The organism is Streptomyces sp. NBC_01445 (assembly GCF_035918235.1).
Taxonomy (GTDB): domain Bacteria; phylum Actinomycetota; class Actinomycetes; order Streptomycetales; family Streptomycetaceae; genus Streptomyces.
In genome coordinates this window covers 840,345-862,431 of the sequence record NZ_CP109485.1, presented here as the reverse complement: position 1 = coordinate 862,431, position 22,087 = coordinate 840,345, and the positions used below count along the sequence as shown (strand labels likewise).

Annotated in this window: 21 protein-coding genes; 13 read left to right on the top strand and 8 right to left on the bottom strand. The window is 70.0% G+C overall.

The features are described 5' to 3' along the window. Positions 1-39: 39 nt before the first annotated feature. Positions 40-639, bottom strand: a complete 600-nt coding sequence (locus tag OG574_RS04230; protein ID WP_326771915.1) for a GrpB family protein — start codon at positions 637-639, stop codon at positions 40-42. Positions 640-721: 82 nt separating this feature from the next. Between OG574_RS04230 and OG574_RS04225 the strand changes: the two genes are divergently transcribed. Beyond that, entirely contained in the window at positions 722-1,594 is an 873-nt protein-coding gene (locus OG574_RS04225; RefSeq protein WP_326771914.1) for a class I SAM-dependent methyltransferase, read from the top strand. A 6-nt stretch (positions 1,595-1,600) separates the two neighbouring features. Here the strand turns inward: OG574_RS04225 and OG574_RS04220 are convergent, their stop codons facing one another. From OG574_RS04220 to OG574_RS04210, 3 genes are all read right to left on the bottom strand, one after another. After that, positions 1,601-2,287 carry an SDR family oxidoreductase gene (locus OG574_RS04220; RefSeq protein WP_326771913.1) on the bottom strand — a complete coding sequence of 229 codons (687 nt, stop codon included), beginning with the start codon at positions 2,285-2,287 and terminating at the stop codon, positions 1,601-1,603. A gap of 86 nt (positions 2,288-2,373) precedes the next feature. Next, positions 2,374-2,550, bottom strand: coding sequence for a hypothetical protein (locus OG574_RS04215; protein ID WP_326771912.1), 177 nt, complete (start codon positions 2,548-2,550; stop codon positions 2,374-2,376). Between the two features lie 51 nt (positions 2,551-2,601). Further along, positions 2,602-4,554, bottom strand: a complete 1,953-nt coding sequence (locus OG574_RS04210; RefSeq protein WP_326771911.1) for an amino acid transporter — start codon at positions 4,552-4,554, stop codon at positions 2,602-2,604. Between the two features lie 344 nt (positions 4,555-4,898). Here OG574_RS04210 and OG574_RS04205 point away from each other — a divergent pair, with 344 nt between their 5' ends. Then, entirely contained in the window at positions 4,899-5,663 is a 765-nt protein-coding gene (locus tag OG574_RS04205; protein WP_326771910.1) for a DUF4118 domain-containing protein, read from the top strand. A 20-nt stretch (positions 5,664-5,683) separates the two neighbouring features. Here OG574_RS04205 and OG574_RS04200 read toward each other — a convergent pair whose 3' ends face one another. After that, a complete protein-coding gene (locus OG574_RS04200; RefSeq protein ID WP_326771909.1) occupies positions 5,684-6,541 on the bottom strand; it encodes a class I SAM-dependent methyltransferase in 858 nt (285 codons plus the stop codon). Between the two features lie 227 nt (positions 6,542-6,768). Between OG574_RS04200 and OG574_RS04195 the strand changes: the two genes are divergently transcribed. The 3 genes from OG574_RS04195 to OG574_RS04185 all read left to right on the top strand — a co-directional run bounded on the left by OG574_RS04195 (position 6,769) and on the right by OG574_RS04185 (position 9,920). Then, positions 6,769-8,655 (top strand): APC family permease, encoded by a 1,887-nt coding sequence (locus OG574_RS04195; protein ID WP_326771908.1) that lies wholly within the window; start codon positions 6,769-6,771, stop codon positions 8,653-8,655. Between the two features lie 74 nt (positions 8,656-8,729). Then, complete coding sequence (locus OG574_RS04190; RefSeq protein ID WP_326771907.1) at positions 8,730-9,134, top strand: GntR family transcriptional regulator; 405 nt, start codon at positions 8,730-8,732, stop codon at positions 9,132-9,134. Positions 9,135-9,152: 18 nt separating this feature from the next. Beyond that, positions 9,153-9,920 (top strand): ABC transporter ATP-binding protein, encoded by a 768-nt coding sequence (locus tag OG574_RS04185; RefSeq protein WP_326771906.1) that lies wholly within the window; start codon positions 9,153-9,155, stop codon positions 9,918-9,920. On the opposite strand, the gene OG574_RS04180 is transcribed toward OG574_RS04185, so the two are convergent. The 3 genes from OG574_RS04180 to OG574_RS04170 all read right to left on the bottom strand — a co-directional run bounded on the left by OG574_RS04180 (position 9,901) and on the right by OG574_RS04170 (position 13,793). After that, positions 9,901-10,929 carry a S66 family peptidase gene (locus OG574_RS04180; protein ID WP_326771905.1) on the bottom strand — a complete coding sequence of 343 codons (1,029 nt, stop codon included), beginning with the start codon at positions 10,927-10,929 and terminating at the stop codon, positions 9,901-9,903. The genes OG574_RS04185 and OG574_RS04180 overlap by 20 nt on opposite strands. Positions 10,930-11,100: 171 nt before the next feature. Then, a complete protein-coding gene (locus tag OG574_RS04175; RefSeq protein WP_326771904.1) occupies positions 11,101-12,387 on the bottom strand; it encodes a cytochrome P450 in 1,287 nt (428 codons plus the stop codon). A gap of 29 nt (positions 12,388-12,416) precedes the next feature. After that, complete coding sequence (locus tag OG574_RS04170; protein WP_326771903.1) at positions 12,417-13,793, bottom strand: glutamine synthetase family protein; 1,377 nt, start codon at positions 13,791-13,793, stop codon at positions 12,417-12,419. A 345-nt stretch (positions 13,794-14,138) separates the two neighbouring features. On the opposite strand from OG574_RS04170, the gene OG574_RS04165 reads away from it, so the two are divergent. The 8 genes from OG574_RS04165 to OG574_RS04130 all read left to right on the top strand — a co-directional run bounded on the left by OG574_RS04165 (position 14,139) and on the right by OG574_RS04130 (position 22,042). Continuing rightward, positions 14,139-14,327, top strand: coding sequence for a ferredoxin (locus OG574_RS04165; RefSeq protein WP_100593447.1), 189 nt, complete (start codon positions 14,139-14,141; stop codon positions 14,325-14,327). A gap of 1 nt (position 14,328) precedes the next feature. Continuing rightward, on the top strand, positions 14,329-15,573 hold the full coding sequence (locus OG574_RS04160; protein WP_326771902.1) for an NAD(P)/FAD-dependent oxidoreductase: 1,245 nt from the start codon (positions 14,329-14,331) through the stop codon (positions 15,571-15,573). A 13-nt stretch (positions 15,574-15,586) separates the two neighbouring features. Then, positions 15,587-16,393 (top strand): acetoacetate decarboxylase family protein, encoded by an 807-nt coding sequence (locus OG574_RS04155; protein ID WP_326771901.1) that lies wholly within the window; start codon positions 15,587-15,589, stop codon positions 16,391-16,393. Between the two features lie 34 nt (positions 16,394-16,427). Continuing rightward, on the top strand, positions 16,428-17,891 hold the full coding sequence (locus OG574_RS04150) for an aldehyde dehydrogenase (RefSeq protein ID WP_326771900.1): 1,464 nt from the start codon (positions 16,428-16,430) through the stop codon (positions 17,889-17,891). Then, on the top strand, positions 17,884-18,828 hold the full coding sequence (locus OG574_RS04145; protein ID WP_326771899.1) for a 3,4-dihydroxyphenylacetate 2,3-dioxygenase: 945 nt from the start codon (positions 17,884-17,886) through the stop codon (positions 18,826-18,828). Before OG574_RS04150 ends, OG574_RS04145 begins: the two co-directional genes overlap by 8 nt. Before the next feature lie 10 nt (positions 18,829-18,838). Continuing rightward, on the top strand, positions 18,839-19,687 hold the full coding sequence (locus OG574_RS04140) for a fumarylacetoacetate hydrolase family protein (RefSeq protein ID WP_326771898.1): 849 nt from the start codon (positions 18,839-18,841) through the stop codon (positions 19,685-19,687). Between the two features lie 114 nt (positions 19,688-19,801). Further along, the gene (locus OG574_RS04135; protein WP_326771897.1) at positions 19,802-20,437 is read left to right on the top strand and encodes a TetR/AcrR family transcriptional regulator; all 636 of its coding nucleotides are present in this window, start codon (positions 19,802-19,804) and stop codon (positions 20,435-20,437) included. Between the two features lie 150 nt (positions 20,438-20,587). Next, positions 20,588-22,042, top strand: coding sequence for an APC family permease (locus OG574_RS04130; RefSeq protein WP_326771896.1), 1,455 nt, complete (start codon positions 20,588-20,590; stop codon positions 22,040-22,042). The last annotated feature ends 45 nt before the right edge of the window (positions 22,043-22,087 follow it).

The following is a 22,087-nucleotide window of genomic DNA, read 5'->3' as shown; positions in this document are numbered from 1 at the left end:
GGATGCGGGGCGGGGGTAGGCGCCACCCGCTGTCCGTTGTCACTCGGACGCCGTCGGGGTCTGCGGCGGCGGGACGGTCCAGGTGGTGTCCGTCGCCCACCGCTCGGCCGCGGCCATCAGGATCTCCGTGGCGGTCGCCTTGATCTGCCCGTAGTCGAACAGGTCGGGCACACTCGCCGCCAGCCTCTGCTTGAACGCTCCCCATGCCCGCCGTGCCGGCTCGTCGGCTCGCAGATGGTCGCGGAACAGGAGCGCGTAGCGGGCGTTGGACCCGGTGCTCTCCCGGAGATGGACGTTGCAGGACCTGGCGCCGACGGGCGGTGCGAAGACGAGCTTGCGGCACGCGATCCCGTCGGAGACTTCTGTACGGTTCCACGGCTCGGGCCGACACCGGAACCCGACAGCCGAGAGCAGGGCGACATCGCGCGCCTCGTCGATCGAAGGCACCCGGATCTGGACGTCGATACAGTCCTTGGCTGCCAGCCCCGGCACCGCGGTGGACCCCACGTGATCGACAGCCGCCGGCACTCCACCCATGGCCGCACGCAACTGCCGGGCCAACTGCTCGAACTCCAGCGGCCACTGCGGCCGGTAGTCGACGACTGCCAAGGGGCTGACGACTTCATCGGGAAACGGCATGCGACGAGACGTTACCGTCCGGCCGTGGAATCATCGGCCCGCCGGACATGTGCGTGAACTCTATGACGGGCGGTGGGTGGGGATGAGTGGTCGATGGGAGTGGGACGACACCCTGTTCGCAGGCACCGCTCGCTACTACCGGCTCGGGCGACTGCCGTACGCCCCCGGGCTGGCGGACACACTCGCCGAGGTTCTGAGGCTTGAGGGGCGCGGGAGGCTCATCGATGTCGGATGCGGACCGGGCGTCATCGCCTTGAGCCTGGCGCATCGGTTCAGCGAGATCGTCGGCGTGGACCCGGACCGCGGGATGATCGCCGAAGCCACGCGAGAAGCCGACGATCAGGGCGTGGCCGGGAAGACGCGGTGGGTCCAGGCCCGGGCCGAGGATCTGCCGGCAGGCCTCGGCACGTTCGACGTGGCGACCTTCGCCCAGTCCTTCCACTGGATGGACCGTGATCGGGTCGCGGCCACCATCAAGGGCATGCTCCGGCCCGGCGGGGTCCTCGCGCACATCTCCGACCTGAAGACGGAGAGGGAGAAGGACACGCGCGCCGTCGATCGGCTTCCGCACCCGGCGGTGCCCTGTTCGGCCATCGACGAGCTGGTGAAGCAGTATCTCGGACCGGTCCGCCGGGCCGGTCGGGGCGTGCTGCCTCACGGGACACCGGGCGACGAGGCCGCAGTGCTCACGCGGGCGGGATTCTCCGGACCGCAGCGCCACGTCGTGCCAGGCGGACAGCCAGTGGAACGCACCGCTGACAACCTGGTCGCAGGCGTGTTCTCGATGTCGTTCTCGGCGCCGCACCTGTTCGGCACGCGCCTCGACGCCTTTGAGGCGGACCTACGCCAACTGCTGTGGGATGTCTCCCCGTTGGGCCGGTTCTCGGAGCGTCAGCCGAGCGCAGAGATCTTCATCTGGCGCAATGACCCCCGCTCGGCCACGGCTGGGAGGTAATCGGCCTCACGCCGGATTCAGTGCGGTGGCCAGGCTCTGCTTGACCTGTCGGGTGACGTCGTCGGCGAGGATTTCGGGGAGGCCGTTCTCCACGGCGTTGAGGGCCTGAGCCGCCACATCCACGGGGTCGACCTTCTGGTCGGCGGGGACACCGGCTGCCATGTCGGTGTCCATGTACGCCACGTGCAGAGCAGTGACCGCGATGCCGCGGGGGGCCAGTTCCTCGCGTACCGCGTTCGTCTGCGCCCATGTGGCGGCCTTGGTCGCCGCGTAGGAGCCGAGACCGGCCGGGTGCAGCCAGGACAGCGCGGAGAGCACGTTCAGTACCGCGCCTCCGCCGTTGCCCTCGATGATCGGGGCGAACGCCCGCGTCAGGGCGAGAGGCCCGAAGAAGTTCGTCTCCAACTCGAGGCGTACCGCGTCCAGTTCGCCGGTGATGAGGGTGGTGCCGGTGGAGATCCCGGCGTTGTTCACGAGCAGGGTCGCGTCGGATGCGATGCGTGCCGCCTCCCGGATCGACCCCGCGTCGGTCACGTCCAGGCGGAGCGGGGTGGCGCCCGCCAGGTCCACGCTCTCGGGGTGCCGCGCCGCCGCGTACACCTTCGCTCCGCGCTGGACGAGCTGGTCGGCCAGATGGCGGCCCAGCCCTCGGTTGGCCCCGGTGACGACTGCGACTGCGCCCTTGAGTTCCATGTCCGCTCCCAGCGATTCGGGGGGCCGGTGTCCGGGCCCCACCAAGTAGATTATGGACACAATCTAAACGAGTTCCAGGATAGATGTCAAACGACATCCAATGGGGGGTGCGCATCAGCGTTGCCGAGCTCACTCGGCGTCGCACGGACGGCCTCGAGCAGAGTGACGGGCAGCGCGATGCCGCGCAGCAGGCGTTGATCGACGTCTATCTTCGTTCTGGCCCGCGCCACCAGGGAATTCCCGATCTCGTAGGAGATCCTCACCGCCGCGCGCGAAGCGCTGACGGCAACCGACTGACGGGAGCGCCGGGAAGTTCAGCCCACGTGGACATGGGGCCGGCGGGCGGGGTCGGGTTCGGCTTCGCGTAGGACCTCGCGGGTGACGGGGGCCACCTCACCCTGGCCGAAGAGGAAGAAGCGCAGGAAGTTGGCGAGCGGATTGCCCTCTGTCCACTCGAAGTAGATGTGGGGAACCCGGCCGGTGGTGTCGCGGATGTGCAGGAGCAGGGCGGCCAGGGCGTTGGGGATGGAGGAGCCCTCCAGGGTCAGGACTCGGTAGCGTCCGTGCAGCACCTCACCGCGCACGGTCAGGTCCCCTTCGAACTCCGACGGGTCGACCACCGTGACCTCGACGAAGACGAAGTCCTCGTGGGCCGGGACGTCGTTGTCGTGGCGGATCTGGTCGATCTTCGCGCGGTACTCGGCGAGGTCCCGGTTGTCGGGCTCGTTCGCGATGAACCTGACCTTGCGGCTGGCGATGTCCCGTACGAAACGCTCGGCCATGGCGTCGAACGTGACGTGGGTGACGCGCAGTTCGAAGGCACGGGCCAGCCGGGAGAGGAGCGAGACGAGGATGATGCCGGCGATGAAACAGGCACCGATCTTCACACCGTCAGGGCGCTCGATGACGTTCACGACGGTCGTGTAGAGGAACACCGCCGAGATGACGGCGAAGCCGATCGTCCAGTTGCGCTGACGGGCCTTGCGCGCGGCGATGGTGACGGCGATCGCGGCGGAGCAGATCAGGACGAGGACACCGGTGGCGTAGGCGCCGCCCTGCGCGTCGACGTCGGCGTTGAAGATCCAGGTCACCAGGAACGCGACCAGGGTGAAGACGATCACCATCGGACGTACCGCGCGGGCCCAGTGCGGCGCCATGCCGTAGCGCGGCAGGTAGCGGGGCATCAGGTTGAGGAGTCCGGCCATCGCGGAGGCGCCCGCGAACCACAGGATCGCGATGGTGGAGATGTCGTAGACCGTGCCGAAGGTGTTGCCGAGGTACTCGTGAGCCAGATACGCGAGCGCCCGGCCGTTGGCCTTGCCGCCGGACTCGAACTCCTTCTCCGGGATGAGCAGTGTGGTGATGAAGCTCGTGCAGACGAGGAACACGCTCATGATCGCGGCGGCCGTGGTCAGCAGCTTCTTCGCGCCCCGGATACGGCCCTTCGGCTGCTCCTCGGTGTCGGTGGGGTCGCCCTTTACGTGAGGCATGACCGCCACGCCGGTCTCGAAGCCGGAGAGGCCGAGCGCGAGCTTGGGGAAGACCAGCAGGGCGACCCCGATCATGGCGAACGCGTTGCCGTGTTCGGCGGTGAGTGCCGTGGACCAGTCGGTGATCACATGCTCCTTCGTGATCACGTGCCAGAGGCCGGTCACCACCACCACGACGTTGAGCGAGAGATAGATGCCGACCAGGACGACGGCGACGCCGATCGCCTCCAGGAACCCCTTGAGGAACACCGCGCCGAGCAGGGCCACCAGTACGAGCGTGATGACCATTTGTTTGTTGTGCAGGGTGTCGGTCAGATGGGGGTTCTCGACGAGGTGGGTGGAGGCGTCCGCCGCCGACAGGGTGATGGTGATGAGGAAGTCGGTCGCGGCGAAGCCGAGCAGGGTGAGGACGAACAGCTTGCCCTTCCAGAAGGACAGCAGCCGCTCCAGCATCGCGATCGAGCCCGCGCCGTGCGGGCTCTCCTCCGCGACCCGGCGGTACACCGGCAGCGCACCCACAAGAGTGACGATCACCAGCACGATGGTCGCCACCGGAGACAGCAGACCGGCCGCGAGAGCCGCGATGCCGGGCTGGTAGCCGAGGGTGGAGAAGTAGTCGACGCCGGTCAGACACATCACGCGCCACCAGGGCTGCCCCTTGTGGGACGGCTCCGCGGCGGCGCCCGCCCCGTGCGGAGCGGTCTTCGCCATGTCGGACAGGCCCTCGAGCATCCACGCGCGCAGGCGACTCGTACGGGGCCCGTGGGTGGTGGCCATCGGTGTACTCCTGACGTGCTGCCCAGCCCGGGGTCCCGGCCATCACACGGACACCCGGGCCGACGTCCACAGCTCGCGAGACCCAGGCCCACGCCCGGCTCCGCGCTGAGAGGAACGGTTCCGCACGTCCGTGCCGCCCATTGTCACCAGCGGCCGGGGGATCGGCACGGCGACGGAGCGCATCCGGCGGGGCCACGGCCGGGGCGATGGACGGTGCCCACGCCGCGCAGCACACTTGAAAGGAAGGCAGGTCACGCGGCTGGCCCCGGGCTTCGCGGGGCGGGCGGAGCACCCCCGTGATACGTAGGTCTGGGGGCGGTGCCCGAGAGCTGGAGGCGACACGTATGACCGGCAATCCGCTGACCGGCTACCCCGTGCGGGACCGGATCGCACTGGCCGCCGGCCTGGTCTGCCCCTTCCTCGTCGCGCTCGTGCTGGTGCCCTTCCGTACGGACCTCTCGTCCACCAACGCGGCCCTGATCCTGGTCGTGGTGGTCGTCGCCGTGGCGGCCGTCGGCAGCCGGCTGGCGGGCGCCGTCGCGGCGCTCTCGGCGGCGGCCTGGTTCGACTTCTTCCTCACCCGCCCGTACCAACGGTTCAGCATCACCGACTCCGACGACGTCGAAACGGCGGTGCTGCTCCTGGTCGTCGGGCTGATCGTGTCGCAGCTCGCGGCCCGCGCGCGCCGGCTGAAGGTGGTCACCGTGACCGACGCGGAGTACCTCGCGCGGATCCACGGGACCGCCGACCTCGCCCAGTCGTCCACCTCCGCGGACGCGGTCGTCGGCCATGTGCGCGAACAGCTGACCGAGCTGCTCGGACTGCGCGGCTGCCGATTCGAGTACGGCACGCTCATGGGGCGGCCGCCGCGCCTGGAACAGGACGGCACCGTGGTGGTCGGCCGCAGGCGCTGGGACGTCGACAGCGGGGGCTGGCCGCACGGCGAGATCGAACTGCGTGCGTACGGCAATGGCCGCTACCTCGGCCGCTACATGCTCACGCCTGGGCCCGGCCCCGTCCCGCCGCTCCAGGCCCGCCTCGTCGCTGTGACGCTCGCCGATCAGACGGGTGCGGCGCTGGACATCACGCGCCCGGCCAGGGGCGGCTGAGGGCGTGGGCCGCGGGGGTGTCAGGTCGTGGCCACCAGCAGATCCTCGCCGCTCGACGGGCGGAGACCGTCGGTCCGGTCGGCGAAGTAGCGGTCGGCCAGGGTGGTTCCCGCTACGTGCCGGACATCCTTGAAGCCGGCGTCGTGGGCCAGCTCCAGCATCTCCTCCGGGGTGTAGAAGCTGATGAACGGAGTTCCGGCTGCCCGCGCCTGCGGCTCGGTCGCCTCAAGCGCGGGGCGGTCGGCATCGTCGATGAGTTCGGCCGGCAGCATGAACGTCATGGCGAGCGTCGACCCGGGGGCCAGCCCGGCGAGCCGGCGCAGGGTCGCCGAGGTGGCGTCCTTGGTGAGGTACATGGTGACGCCGGTGCACACGACGACCGCCGGGCGGGCGGAATCGAAACCGGCGCCCGACAGCTGCTCCCACCAGTCCTCGCCCGCCTCGAAGTCGACCGGCATCAGCCGCAGCCAGTCGGGGACCCCGTAGCCGAGCTCGATCAGGCGCCGCCGCTTCCAGGCCTGGGTCGCCGGCTGGTCGATCTCGAAGACCCTCAGGTGTCCCGCGACGTCGGGCCGGCGCTGGGCGAACGTGTCGAGCCCGGCGCCCAGGACGACGTACTGCGTGATGCCGTCGTCGATCCGCTCGTCGATCAGGTCCTCGACGAATCGAGCGCGGGACACGATGGCGGCCCGGAATCCGCTGGTGGCGTGCGGGTCCATGTCCGGGCGGTCCTGCCATCCGGCCTCAGGAGCCGCCAATTCCAGGCCGACCTCGTCCTCGAACACGTGCGGTGGCGCGTCGATCCGCACATGCAACGCCCGCCAGAGGGCAACCCGTACGGCGCTGCTGTCCGGCACTTCGTTGCGCTTGTCTGCCACGTCGTCCCTCTCCTCACGGCCAGTGCTTGTCGATACGACACCAGTATCCGAAGGGAATGTTGACCGTGACCATGGCACTGCGGATTCGGGCCATCGCCGATTGCCGCGGCGTATGAGGCGCGTGAAGAGTGCTCCGGCGGGCGTATTGATCACGGCAAGACGGCTGGGCCCCTTCCCGAACGGCACGCACGCTGGTCCTCGAATTGCTCTATCGGAGGACCGGCAACATGGTCATACACGCAGGCAGCGCGAACACGGCGGCAGACGGCGACGGCGTCCAGGAGCCGCCTGACACCGGGGACGCCGGAGCCGCCGGGGCCGGTGACCGGCACAAGCTCACCGCGCTCCAGGGGCTCGCCGCACTGTCCCTGGACGCGATGGCCTCGGTGGCGTACGGGCCGGAGTCGATCGTTCTGGTGCTGGCCGTGGCCGGTGCCTACGGGATGGGGTTCACGCTTCCCGTCACGCTGGCGATCGCCGTGCTTCTGGCGGTGCTGGTGGCCTCCTACCGCCAGGTCATCGCCGCGTTCCCGGACGGCGGCGGCTCGTACGCCGTGGCGAAGCGGCACTTGGGGCGGCGTACCAGCCTGGTGGCCGCCGGTTCCCTGATCCTCGACTACGTGCTGAACGTCGCGGTCTCCGTCACCGCCGGTGTCGCCGCGCTCACCTCCGCCTTCCCGCAGTTCTACGACGAACGGACCTGGATCTGCCTGGGAGTTCTCGTCCTCGTCACGGCGGTCAACCTGCGGGGCGTGGTCGACTCGGCCAAGGCGTTCCTGCTGCCGACCGCCCTGTTCGTCGGTTCGATCCTCGCGATGATCGTGGTCGGGCTCTTCCGCGACGGCCCGGTCAGCACAGGGTCGGCCGACGGCCACACCTCCGCGCTCGGCAACAGCGCCACCACCGTAGGGGCCTTGCTCCTGCTCAAGGCGTTCGCGGCCGGCTGCTCCGCCCTCACCGGTGTCGAGGCCGTGGCCAACGCGGTGCCGTCCTTCCGCGCCCCGGCCGCCCGTCGCGCGCAGCGCACCGAGGTGGCGCTCGGCGCCCTCCTCGGTGTGATGCTGATCGGCCTGTCCATCCTCATCGGCCGCTTCCATCTCCAGCCGGTCGAGGGCGTAACGGTCCTCGCGCAGCTCGCGGACGCCTCCTTCGGGCACAACGTGGCCTTCTACGTGGTGCAGTTCGCGACGATGGTGCTCCTCGCGCTCGCCGCCAACACGTCCTTCGGCGGGCTGCCCGTACTGATGAGCCTGCTGGCCCGCGACAACCACCTCCCGCATGTGTTCGCCCTCAAGGCCGACCGGCAGGTGCACCGGCACGGGGTGCTCGCGCTGGCCCTGATCTCCGCGCTCCTGCTGGTCTTCTCCGGCGGCGACACCAACACCCTCGTACCGCTCTTCGCGATCGGCGTGTTCATCGGCTTCACCATCTGCCAGATCGGCATGGTCCGGCACTGGTACGGCGACCGGGTCAAGGGCTGGCGTGCGAAGGCCGTGCTGAACGGCTTCGGCGCCCTGCTCACCGGCGTCGCGGGAGTGGTCGTCACCGCCACGAAGTTCACCGAGGGGGCGTGGCTGATCGTCCTCGCCGTGCCGCTGCTGGTCCTCGGCTTCGAGAGGGTGCATCGCGCGTACGGCCGGATCGGCGAGCGTCTGGAACTCGGCCGCGTCCCCGAGCCGCCGCAGGAGGCTCACTCGCTGGTCGTCGTGCCCGTCGCGGGCCTGTCCAAGCTGACGTGCAAGGCGCTCACCGCGGCCCGTTCGCTGGGCGACGAAGTGCTGGCGATCACCGTCACCCACCCCGCTCCCGAGGACCGTCGCGAGGCCGAAGCCCTGCGCCGCGACTGGGAGTTGTGGAACCCGGGCATCGATCTCGTCGAGCTCAGTTCGCCCACCCGCGCCCTCGGCCGTCCCGTTTCGGCATACGTACGCGAGCTGTCCGCCACCCACGCCGACTCCCAGATCACCGTGCTGATCCCGGAAACGGAGTTCGCCCACGTCTGGCAGCGGCTGCTCCAGAACCACCGCGGTTCCGTCGTCGCCCACGCGGTACGCCGCGATACCGACGCGGTGATCTGCAGGCTTCGCTTCCGCATCGACGCCGACGGGTGCTGAACAGCCCCCTCCGCCTCCCACGGGCCCACCCCTGCCTCCTGCTGTCTTACTGTCGTAAGACAACGGGAGAAGTAGTGATCGAGTTCGTACTTGACGGCCGTTCACGGGTGGCCACCTACATGCAGCTCGTGCTCCAGGTGCGCCAGGCTCTGCGGGTCGGCCTCGCCGAGTCCGGGGACCAGCTGCCCAAGGTTCGTCAGGTGGCTCAGTCGCTGGCGATCAATCCGAGCACGGTGCTGAAGGCGTACCGCGAGCTTGAGCTCGAAGGACTGGCAGAGGGGCGCCCCGGCGTGGGCACCTTCCTCGTGGGCACCCTCGCCGGCCCGGCCCTGGTCCACCAGGCCGGGCTGCGCGAGGACCTGCTCGCCTGGCTCCACAAGGCTCAGGCCGCGGGTCTGAGCCGCGAGGACATCACCGCGCTGATCGACACCACTCTGCGCACCACGCTCGACGCACCGCCGGCCGAGGACGCCTCGTGACCAGTTGGGGGATGGCACATGACGGAAATGGCGTTGGCGACCGATGCGCTCGGCAAGCGGTACGGGCGCACATGGGCACTCCAGGAGTGCTCCCTGCACCTGCCCGCCGGCCGGATCGCCGGGCTCGCCGGACCCAACGGCGCGGGCAAGTCCACCCTCCTGCATCTCGCCGTCGGAATGCTGCGGCCCGACGCCGGACAGGTGCGCGTCTTCGGCCAGGATCCGCGTAACAACACCGCGGTCCTGCGGGAGGTCGGGTTCGTGGCCCAGGACACGCCGCTCTACCGCGAGTTCACCGCCGCCGACCACATCACCTTGGGCGGCAGGCTCAACAGCCGCTGGGACGCCGCGTTCGCGCGTGAGCGGATCGACCAACTCGATATTCCGTTCAAGAAGCCGGTCGGGAAGCTCTCCGGCGGGCAGCGCGCCCAGGTGGCTCTGGCGCTGGCCATGGCCAAGCGGCCTCGTCTGCTGCTGCTCGACGAGCCGGTCGCGGCTCTGGACCCGCTGGCCCGGCGCGAGTTCGTGCCTGGACCAGATGGCGCATCAGGGCCTTGGACCCGGGTCCCACAACTGGCAGCTCTACCAGCCCGGCGACCGGTTCTGGGCCTTCCAGGGCATCGAGACGGGCGTCTTCCTCGCTCTGGCGGCGGTCCTGGTCTTCCTCGCCCTGCGCCGGATCCGTCACATCGCCTGACGGGGGGTGGGCGGTTCTTCAGGCGGGAGGGCTCTGGGCCGATGGGTCCGGGCCCTCCCGCCGACGTCGTCAGGCCAGTGTCTGTGTGAGTTCGCTTCGGGTCGACGTGTGAACGATACGGCCGAGCGCGCCGTTGACGATGGGCATGTAGGGCGGGGCGTGGCCGCATTCCAGGTCGGCGACGATCGGCACGTTCAGGGGGCCGAGCGCGTCCAGCACGGCCTCGTGCTGGGTGAGGGTGCGGCGGTCCGGTGCGTTGGTCCGGCCGACGAGGATCGCGTTCGCGTGGTCGAAGAGACCGGCGAGCTTCATGCCGTGCAGATTCCGGCAGATGGTGAAGGCGTTGTCCTCGCACGCCTCGACGTAGACGAGGAGTCCGTCGGGGGACTCGTCCCGGGCGAAGGCCGAGGCGTCGAGGTACGGCGTTCCCGCGAGATTGCACAGTGTCTCGATGCATCCGCCGATCAGCCGTCCCTCGGCCTCCACGTCGCCGCTGCCGTCGATCCGGGTCCAGGTGCCCGGGACATCGAGCGTGTACTCGCGAACGTCCGGGAATACGGCGTAGTCGTCGAAGCCGCTGGAACGGTGGCTGCCGGGCGGAGTCTGGGTGAAGCGGTGGCCCGGGGGAGCGGCGACGATGTCGAGCCACGACAGCAGCCCTTCGGGCACGCGATAGGGCGTGTCCATGAGGTTGTTGCCATGGACGGTCGCGGTGCCGGTGAGCAGGGTCAGCGGTGTGATCAGGGTCGAGGTGTCGGAGTACCCGACGAACCAGGTCGGCTCGGCGTCGCGCAGCCGGTCCCAGTCGAGCAGCGGGATGAGATCGATCGCGGTCTCCCCGCCCCACGGCGGGACGACCGCCCTGATGGTGGGATCGGTCAGCATCGACATCAACTCGGCCGCGCGGTCGGCGGCCGATGCACTGATGTGCCGGGAAGCGCCCATGCACTGCCCGACCACAACCTCGTACCCGCGGTCCTCCACCTCACGGATCGCGACCTGGAGGCGCGCACTCAACTCCTTCGAGACACCACTCGACGGAGAGGTGACACCGACACGGTCACCGGGACGCAGGGGGCGCGGGTATCGAACCGACATGCGCGGATTCTGGCACGAAGCGCTGCGCGGCCGACAGGGGTTTGTGAGGCTTCCGAGGCGGCCGGGCGGCGGGGCGGCATCGGAGCCCGGCCGAGACGGTCGCCGCAGTCGGCTGCGCGAGTTGGTCGGTCTCGCGCAGCGTCTCGGCGGCTGGCAGTGGGGGAGAACTCGTCAGGCGAGCGTGACTTCCACGGGCAGCTTCTTGATTCCGTTGACGAAGTTGGAGCGGACGCGTGGGACGTCGCCGGTGAGGCGGATGCCGGCCAGGCGCGGGATCAGCTCCTCGAACATGATGCGGATCTCGGTGCGGGCAAGAAGGTTGCCCAGGCACAGGTGTGGACTTCCCTTGCCGAAGGTGACGTGGTCGTTGTCCGCGCGGGCGACGTCGAAGTCGTACGGGTTGCCGAAGACCTTCTCGTCGCGGTTGCCGGACGCGTACCACATGACGACCTTGTCGCCCTCCTTGACCTGCTTGCCGCCGAGTTCGACGTCGCGGGTCGCGGTGCGGCGGAAGTGGTAGACGGGGGACGCCCAGCGCAGGAACTCCTCGACCGCCGTCGGGATCAGGGAGGGGTCCTCCTGGAGGCGGGCCAGCTGCTCGGGGTGCTGGAGCAGCGCCAGCATGGAGTGCGTGATGGTGTGGCGGGTGGTCTCGTTGCCGGCGACCACGAGGAGCAGGAAGTAGTTGTCGAAGTCCTGTCCGGACAGCGGCAGTCCGTCGCGGGGGGTCTCGTTGACGAGCTTGGAGACCAGGTCGGTGCCGTGGCCGCCGCGTCGCTGACGGGCCAACTCGCGTCCGTACTCGAAGACTTCGAGGGACGCGGGGGAGCGGAACGGCAGGTCGCGGAACTTCTCGCTCTCCTCGCTGCCGAGGAGCACGTCCGCGTAGTCGGGGTCGGTGTTGCCGATGATCCGGTTGCCCCAGTCGATGAGCTGCTGGTTGTCCTCCGACGGCACGTCCAGGAGGCGGGCCAGTACGTTGATGGGGAAGTCGGCGGAGACCTCCTTGACGAAGTCGAAGCTGCCCTTCGCGAGCGCCGCGTCCAGGGTCTTGGCGGTCAGCCCGCGCAGGAAGTCGGTGTAGCTGTTGATGACGCTCGCGCCGAACTGGCGCTGGAGCAGGCTGCGCATCGCGCGGTGCCGCACGCCGTCGAGTTCCAGGATCGAGGCGCGCTTCTTGATCTGGTCGTCGTCGACCTCTTCGAGGTTGACGAATTTGGTGGAGGTGAACGTCTCGGCGTCGCGGTCGACGCGTGCGATGTCCTCGTGCCGGGTGACGGCCCAGAAGCCCGAGTTGGGGGCCTCTTCCGGCTGCCAGTGGACCGGGTCCTCGTGGCGCAGGGTGTGGAACATGCGCCAGGGGGTGACGCCGTCGGTGAAGTTGTCGAGGTCGGCGAGGTCGACATCGGCGAGCGGCATGGGGTCGGCCGGGTCGATGGCGTCGGTCGGGTTCGTCATGAGGGTGCTCCTGAAGGTGGTGCGGCCGGTCAGAGGTGGTAGGAGTACTCGGTGAACTCCCAGTCCGTGACGTGGTGGTTGAAGCGGTCGACCTCGTCGCGCTTGTAGGTGAGGAAGGACTCGGTGAAGTCCTTGCCGAGGACCTCGGTCAGCGCGTCGTCCGCTTCGAGGGCGTCGAGTGCGGCGGGCAGGGTCGTCGGCAGCATCTGGGACTTCTCGGGGTCGTAGCCGTAGCCCTGCAGGGGTGCCGGCGGCTCCTTGCCGTCCTGGATGCCGAGGAGCGCGGCGGCGCAGAGCGCCGCGGTCGCGAGATAGGGGTTGGCGCTGGCGTCGCCGAGCCGGAGCTCCAGGCGGGCGCCGGAGCCGCGCTCGGGCGGGATGCGGACCATGGCGCTGCGGTTGTCGAGGCCCCAGTCGATGAGCCACGGGGCGAGGGTGTCGGGTCCGAAGCGCTTGTACGAGTTCACGGTCGGGTTGAGCAGGGCCGTGAGCGCGGGTGCGTGGGCGAGGATGCCGGCGATGGCGTGGCGGGCGGTGTCCGACAGGCCGTAGGCGCCCGAGGGGTCGTCGAAGACGTTGCGGCCCCCCTCGGCGACGGAGCCACCGGTGGCTTCGCCGGAGAAGTGGAGGTGGAAGCCGGAGCCTCCCGCGTCGTTGAAGGGCTTGGCCATGAAGGTGGCCAACTTCCCTTCCTTGCGGGCGAGTTCCTTGACGGCCGACTTGAAGAGGAAGGCGCGGTCGGCGGCGTCCATCGCCTCTGAGTGGGTCAGGTTGATCTCGAACTGGCCCGCGTCGAACTCGTGGTTCGCGCTGATGACACCGATGCCGAGATCGCGCAGCTTGCGCAGGGTGGGCAGCAGGTGGTTGTCGGCGTCGGCGCGTAGTCCGGCCGTATAGACGACTCCGGCGACGCCCTGTCCGTAGCGGCGCCAGCCGGTCGGCGCGGCCGTGTCCTGTTCGAGCAGGAAGTACTCGAGCTCGGGGCCGACGACAGGTCGCAGACCCGCTTGTTCGCAGCGGGCGAGCACCGAGCGCAGCAGGTCGCGCGGGGACTCCGGGCTGGGCGAGCCGGTGGCGGGGTCGGTCGTCTCGCCCAGGCACCAGGCGACGCCCGGCTCCCAGGGCAGGCCGCGGGCGGTGGAGAGGTCGGGTCGTACGGTCACGTCCGGAAGGCCCGCGTCGAGGCCGCCCCGGACCGGGACCACGTCGCCCTGCGGGGTGGTGTGGTAGACCGCGCGGCAGAAGGCGAGGCCGTGGTCGCAGGCCGAGGGCAGATGGTCGAGCAGGACGTCACGGGCACGGTCGGTGCCGATCAGGTCGGGATACGTGACCCGGACCACGTCGATGCCGTCGGCGGCGAGCCGGTCCATGGCGGTGCGGACTTCTGGGGTGTCTTGAGCGCTCACCGATGTCTCCTCGGCGGATGTGAACGGGGGCGTGGTGGCCGGCAGCCGGGCGGGGTGGCCCGCCCGGCGAGGGCCCGGCGTCGGGGTGCGGACGCCAGACCGGCGCCCACCCGTTGTTTGGTGCCAAACGGTATGGACGGTCGCCCCTCTCCGCAAGGGGTGCAGGGAAAGAATTTATCCATCTGGATAGCTCTTGACCAGGGTCCGTTCGCTTTCTATGTTGTTTGAAGCCAAACGAGTTGGGGAGTGCGGCCATCCGTACCCCTTTGGCAGGGGCCCGGCCACGGAGCCGGGCCCCACTTCCCTCAGTGCGCCCCGACGCCCTCACCTCCAGGAGGACCGGCCATGAAGGTCGTCGTCGACATGAACAAGTGCCAGGACCACGGACAGTGCGTCTTCTCGGCCCCCGACGTCTTCCAGCTGGACGACACCGGGCGCCTCGCCTACGTCAGCGACCCGGACGACGCGCTGCGCGACGAGGTCGAGGAAGCCGCCGACGTCTGTCCGCTGCAGGCCATCCGGATCGAGGCCTGAGATGGCCGAGACGGCTCACGTACCCCGGAGTCCGGGGCGCGTCGTCATAGCCGGTGCCTCGATGGGCGGCCTGCGCGCCGCCGAACAGCTGTGCGCCGCCGGCTGGACGGGCGCGATCACGGTCATCGGCGACGAGCCCCATATGCCGTACAACCGGCCACCGCTGAGCAAGGACGTGCTCGCCGGGAAGGTGCCGTTCGAGTCCCTCGCGTTCACGCCCCGAGCAAGTGCGGCGGACGTCGAGTGGCGGCTGGGCACGACCGTCACTTCCGCCCGCCTCGACGAGCGCGTCGTCGGACTCGACGACGGTACGGAACTCGCCTTCGACGGCCTGGTCGTCGCCACCGGCATGCGGCCGCGCAGGCTGCGCTGCGACGGCCCCTCGGGCCCGGGCAGCGGCCGGCACACCGTGCGCACTCTCGCCGACGCCCAGGGTCTGCGTGACGAACTGACCCGGCCGGGCGTCCGCGTGGTCGTCATCGGCGCGGGCTTCATCGGCTGCGAGGTCGCCGCCACCGCCAAGGGCCTCGGCGTCGGCGAGGTGACGGTGGTCGACCCCGAGCCGTTGCCGATGCTGCGCCCGCTCGGCGAACTCCTGGCCCGCTCGCTGCACCGGCGCCACGAGGAGCGCGGCGTACGCTTCGCCCTCGGCGCGGGTGTCGCGGGCTTCGCGGGCGAGGACCGGGTGACCGGTGTCGTCCTGACCGACGGGACGGTGCTTCCGGCCGATGTGGTCGTGGAGTCCGTCGGCTCGGTCGCCAACACCGAATGGCTGGACGGCAACGGCCTGGATCTGTCCGACGGGGTCCTGACCGACGAGCAGCTGCGCGTCGGCGGCCACACGAACGTCGTCGCCGTCGGCGACATCGCCCGCTTCCCCAATGCCCGCTACGACGGCGTACCCCGCCGCGTCGAGCACTGGTCGATCCCCACCGACACCGCCAAGCATGCCGCGAAGAGCCTCGTGGCCCATCTCGTCGGCAGTGTGGCGCAACCCCCGCCGTTCGCCCCGTTGCCCACCTTCTGGAGCGACCAGCACGAGTTCCGGCTGCAGTCCTTCGGCGCACCCGCCCTGGGCATCGCCGACGTGCGTGTCCTGGACGGCGATCCGGAAGGCGACGTTCTCGTCGGCTATCACGCCGACGACCGGCTCGTCGGGGTGGTCGCGCTCGGCGGCCCCGCCGCCACCACCGGCGCCGCCCGCTACCGCGCCCAGCTCCTCGCGCAGCCCGCCCTCACCTCGTAAGGAACCCCCAGTCATGGCCAGCGTCCGTGGTTACTTCCACCCCAAGACGGCGACCGGCGACGCCTCGCTGATCCCCTCCCCGCCGTGGCACTACTCCGGCGACCTGCTCACCGTCGAGTACCGCACCGACCCCGCCCGGGTGCGTGAACTCCTGCCCGAACCACTGGAGTTGGCCGACGAGGACCCCGGTGCCGTCGCGCTGATCTGGGCCGACTGGCAGTCCTGCGCCGCGGACGGGAGCCAGCTGCTCGACCCCGTGCTCGCCCAGTACAAGGAGGCCTTCGCGGTCGTGCGCTGCCAGTACGAGGGGCGCACCTACTCGCGCTGCGTGTACATCTGGGTCGACAAGGACTTCGCCGTCGCGCGCGGCCTGCACCAGGGCTACCCGAAGAAGCTCGGCTCCATCCACCAGACCCGCCCGCACCCCTACGGTCCCGCCCCGCGGATCGAGGCCGGCGCCCGCTTCGGCGCGACCCTCGCCGCGGCCGACCGCCGCCTGGCCCAGGCCGTGGTCACCCTGCGTGAACCGTCCGAGACCAACGGCTTCGTCAACAGCCACCCGATGGCCCACCACCGCTGGCTGCCCTCCATCGAGAAGGGCAAGGCACTGGCTCTCGACGAGCTGATAGAGACCGGCGCCGCCTCCTTCGAGGCCGGTCAGGCGTGGGTCGGTGACGCGGAGCTGGAGCTGTTCGAAGCGCCCACCGAGGAGCTGGCCCGACTGGACATCAGGGAGCCGATCGCCGCCTACTACCGGCAGGTCGGCGTCGTGTGGGACGGCGGCACGCTGCTCGAGTCCGGCACCTCCGGAGCCGAGTGACTCCCGCCCACTACCTGCCACTTGGAGAATGAACATGAGCGAACACACCCTCACCGTGGCCGGTGTCACCGTCGACACCCGGCACTGGATCGGCGGCGAACGCGTCGCCTCCGCCGACACCTTCGTGGACGTCTCGCCGATCGACGGGAGCGTCCTCGGCGAGATCGCCCGCGGCACGGCGGCAGAAGCGTCGGCCGCCGTCGCCGCGGCCCGCGCCGCTTTCCCCGGCTGGGCGGCCACCCCGCGCGCCGAACGGGCCCGGATCCTGCACGCCGTCGCCGACGCCGTAGAGAAGCGCATCGAGGACCTCTCGATCGTCGAGACCCACGACAACGGCGCCCTGCTGCGCTCGCACCGGCGCGGAGTCATGCCGCGCGTGGCACACAACTTCCGCTTCTTCGCCGACTGGCTCGTGAGCCTCGGCCACGACGACTTCGACACCCGCGGCCACACCAACCACGTCAGCTGGGACCCGGCGGGCCCCTGTGTGCTGATCACCCCGTGGAACGCACCGCTGATGCTCGCCACCTGGAAGATCGCCCCGGCGCTCGCCGCGGGCAACACCGTGATCCTCAAGCCCGCCGAGTGGTCGCCCCTCACCGCCTCCCTGTTCGCCGACATCGCCGCCGAGGCCGGACTGCCCGCCGGCGTCCTGAACGTCGTGCAGGGCTACGGCGCCGAGGCCGGCAGCGCCCTCGTCTCCCACCCCGACGTCCGCCGCATCAGCTTCACCGGATCGGTGCCCACCGCGAAGACCATCGCCGCGGCAGCCGCGGCCAACCTGGTGCCCGCCAGCTTCGAACTCGGCGGGAAGTCACCGCTGTTGGTCTTCGCGGACGTCGACCTCGACCTCGCCGTCGACCTGGCCGTGGAGCAGTACGACAACGCCGGACAGGTGTGCCTGGCCGCGACCCGCATCCTCGTCGAGGAGACGATCGCGGAGGAGTTCACCCGACGCTTCACCGAGAAGGCCTCGGCCCTGCGGCAGGGAGACCCGCGCGACGAGACCACCGACATCGGCCCCAACATCCACCCCCGCCAGCTGGAGAAGATCGACGGCTTCGTGCAGCGGGCCCTCGCAGCCGGGGCCCGCGCCGTCATCGGCGGCCGACGGGGCGAAGGCCAGTACTACGCCCCGACCCTGCTCACCGATGTCGCCCAGGACTCCGAGATCGTGCAGGAGGAGGTCTTCGGCCCCGTCCTGACCCTGCAGACCTTCGCCGACGAGGACGAGGCGGTCCGCCTGGCCAACGGCACCCGCTTCGGGCTCGCCGCGACCGTCGCCACCGGCGACCGCGGGCGCGCCGAGCGCGTCACCGACCGGCTCGTGGCCGGCACGGTCTGGGTCAACTGCTTCTTCGTACGCGACCTCCAGGCGCCCTTCGGTGGCTCCCGGCACTCCGGGGTGGGCCGCGAGGGAGGCACCTGGAGCTTCGACTTCTACTGCGACCTCAAGAACACCGTGACGGCGCCGAAGGGCTGGCGGGACCATGGGTGAGATCGTCGGGGCGGGGCTGCTCGCTCACGTGCCCACCGTCGTGCTTCCGCAGGAGACGCGCCTGGAACTGAACGAGGGCAAGGAGATCACCCTCGTCACCGGCCTGAAGGAACTGCGGCGCGAGGTCTTCGAGCGGGATGCCTCCCAGGAGTACGACACTGTCGTCGTCCTGGACTCGCACTGGGCCACCACCGTCGAATTCGTCGTCACCGCCCAGCAGCGCCGGGCCGGCCTCTTCACCTCCGAAGAGCTGCCGCGCGGCATGTGCCGGATGCCCTACGACTTCCCGGGTGACCCCGAACTCGCCGAGAACATAGCCGGGTCCGCCGACAAGCACGGCACCTGGATCACCGCGATCGACGACCCGTACCTGCCGATCTACTACGCCACAACCAACCTGTGGAAGTTCCTCGGCGAGGGCCTGCCCGACAAGAAGTGGGTCACCATCGGCGTCTGCCAGACCGGTGACATGGAGGACCACCTGCGCCTAGGACGAGCGCTCGCCGACGGAATCGCCGCCACCCCGGGCCGCCGCGTCCTGCTCATCGCCTCGGGTGCCCTCTCGCACACCTTCTGGCCGCTGCGGCAACTGCGCGACCACGAATCGAGCGACCCCGCACACATCTTCACCGCCGAGGCGCGCGAGGCCGACCACGAACGCATCGCCTGGTTCAAGGAAGGCCGCCACGACAAGGTCCTCGACACGATGGACGAGTTCTGGAAGTTCAAGCCCGAGGCCAAGTTCTTCCACTACCTGATGATGGCGGGCGCCCTCGGCGAACGCGCCTGCGTCGCCAGGGCGCGCCAGTACGGCGAGTACGAGAACTCGATCGGCACCGGCCAGGTCCACCTGTGGTTCGACCGCCCCGCCGGCGGCTGGACCGGCAACGGCCTGCCCGCACACCCCGCCCCGCACAACCCCCACAGCCGCGCCTAGGAGCCCCCTCATGCCCGAGTACCGCCGCATCCTCCTGGACGGCGCGGCCGTCCAGGTCCTTCGCGAGGACGACGAACTGGTCGCCGGTGACGGCCGCCGCGTCAAGGTGGAGGACGCCCAGCACCTTCCCCCGGTCGTCCCCTCGAAGGTCGTCGCCGTCCATCTCAACCACCGCAGCCGCGTCGACGAGTTCCAGATCGAGCTCACGCCCACCCCGACGTACTTCCACAAGCCCACCTCGGCCCTCAACTCCCACAAGGGTGCGATCGTGCGCCCCGAGGGCTGCAAGTGGCTCAACTACGAGGGCGAGGTCGCCATCGTGATCGGCAGGACGGCGCGCAACATCTCGCCGGCCGACGCGGGGGAGTACATCGCGGGCTACACGATCGCCAACGACTACGGCCTGCACGACTTCCGTGACACCGACGCCGGTTCCATGCTGCGGGTGAAGGGCTCCGACACCCTGTGCCCGCTCGGCCCGGGCCTGGTCACCGACTGGGACTTCCACGACAAGTACCTGCGCACCTACGTCAACGGAGAGGTGGTGCAGGACGGTTCCACGGCGGAGATGGAGTGGGACATGCACTACCTCGTGGCCGACATCGCCCGCACCATCACGCTGTACCCCGGCGACGTGCTCTTGTCGGGCACACCGGCCAACTCCCGCCCCGTGCAGCCCGGTGACATCGTCGAGGTGGAGGTGGAGGGTCTGGGGCGGCTGACCAACCACATCGTCACCGGACCCACCGCGATCCGCTCCGACGTGGGTGCCCAGCCCACCGAGTCCGAGGAAGTACTGTCCACCGCGCTGGGCGGCGACTGGGAGTTCCGCGGCATCCGCCCGCCCCGCCGGGGCTGACGGACCACGAACCGCGTCGTGCCGGGCCGACTCCGAAGCCGCCCGGCGCGGCGCCCCGAGCGCGGTGCTGCGCAAACGACGGGCAGCCACCGCGAGCTAGGTAGGGTCCCTGACGTGACCGATTCCGCCGAAGCGCCAGACGAGAAGAAGAGCCGAAGCCCTCGTGGCGGGGCGCGCAAGCGGCTGGACTACGGAGCGGGCCGTGACGCGCTCCTGAGCGCGGCCGTGCGGGTGGTGGCCCGCGGTGGCCTGCGCAAACTGACCTACCGCGCCGTCGCGGAGGAGGCCGGTGTCACCCACGGTCTGGTCGTGCACCACTTCGGTTCCCGCGATGCCCTCATCGAGGCGGCGCTGGCCCACACGGTGCACACCAGCCTGCACACCAGCGCCATGGAGTCCGGCACCGGCAGGACCGCGGACTTCTCGGCCGGGCTGTCGGAGATGGTCGCGGCCAACCCGGACCTGCAGGCGTTCCAGTACGAGCTGATGCTGGAGTCCCGGCGCAGGCCGGAGCTGCTGCCGCCGCTGCGCACCCTGTACGACGAGTACTTCGACGCGGCCCAGCGCGAGTTGAACCGCATGCTTCCCGAGGATGCGAGCCCGGCCCTCATGCGGCTCGTCTTCGCCGCGCTGGACGGTCTCGTCCTGCACCAACTCGTGCTGGGCGAGCCGGAGATGACCGAGGCCGCGCTGGAGGAGTTGAGGTCCCTGCTGCGCGGGCTCGGGGCCGACTCCGAAGAAGACGTCTGACCTTCGCCACCCACGGGTTCGGGGGACAGACGGAGCCCAGCCGGAACCATCCCGCAGGGCCTTGCCAAACGCCGAGTCCCATCCGACTATGGGGCAACTCGTTTGGCCTGAAACGAATCGCCCCTCCCTCATCCCCGGCAGGTGATCCGCGTGGACAGTCAGACGGTCACAAGGCAACAGACCGTGCAGGACCCGCCCACAGCAGGCAAGCTCAAGTCCAACGCCCTCGGCGTCGTGGGCATCCTCTTCTTCGTCCTCTCCGCGCAGGCGCCGCTGACCGGCATCGCAGGCGCGCTCCCCATCTCCGTCGGCCTCGGCAACGGCGCGGGTGCCCCGGCCGGATACGCCGTGGCCGGTGCGGTGATCTTCCTCTTCTCGGTCGGCTTCGTCGCCATGGGTCGCCATGTCGTGGACGCCGGCGCCTTCTACACGTACATAGGCAGGGGCCTCGGCCGGACCACGGGCACCGGCAGCGCCGGTGTCGCACTCTTCGCCTACTGCACGATCCAGGCCGCCATGTACGGGCTCTACGGGTCCATCGTGAGCGGGCTTGTGGCGCAGTACACGGGCCTCGACGCGCCCTGGTGGGTCTGGGCCGTGGTCACGATGGTGATCGTCCAGGTGCTCGGCGCCGCCGGCATCGAGATGGGCGCCAAGGTGCTCGCGGTCTTCGTTATCGCCGAGTTCAGCATCCTGCTCGTCTTCGCGCTGGTCACCCTGGTCAAGGGCGGCGGCCCGGAAGGACTCGGCCTCGCCGAGAGCTTCTCGCCGAAGGCCGCGCTGCAAGGGGCACCGGGGGTGGCGCTGATGTTCGCGGTGGCGTCGATGTTCGGCTTCGAGGCGACCGCGATCTACGGAGAGGAGGCGCGTGAGCCCAAGAAGACCGTTCCGCGCGCCACTTACCTGTCCGTCGCCGTCGTCACCGGCTTCTTCGCCTTCACCTCCTGGATGCTCGTCTCCGCCTACGGGGCCTCGCACGCCACCGCGGCCGCGGGCAAGGCGCTGGCGGGCGGCGACGGCGTGGTGTTCGTCCTCTCGCCCGTCGCGGACCTGTTCGGCGGCTGGGCGGGCGACGTCCTGCCGGTCCTGCTCGCCACCTCGCTCTTCGCCGGCATCCTCGCCTTCCACAACTCCGCCAACCGCTACCTGTTCTCGCTCGGCCGCGAAGGGGTGCTCCCGCGCAGACTCTGTACGCTCAACCGGCGCCACTCGCCCTGGGCCGCCGGCACCGTGCAGACCGCGCTCGCGCTGCTCCTTGTCGTGCCCTTCGCGCTGCTCGGCAAGGACCCCGTGCTGAGCCTCTTCTCCTGGTTCAGCGGGGTGGCCGTCCTCGCGATGATGCTGCTGTACTTCCTGACGTCGGTCTCCGTGATCGTCTTCTTCCGCAGGGAACGCCTCGACACCCGCCCCTGGAACACGCTGATCGCGCCGGCCCTGGGCGCGCTCGGAATCGGGGGCGCGATCTGGGTGATCCTGGCCAACTTCACGACGCTCATCGGCGGTTCGGCCGAGACGGCGACCTGGCTCGTGCTGAGCGTCCCGGCCGTCCTCGTGCTGAGCGCCGTCGCGGCCCGGGCGGTTCGTGCGCGGGCCGCGACGGCCTGACTCTGCCCGCTCCCTCTCGGGGTGCGCCCGGCGCACAGGCCGCCG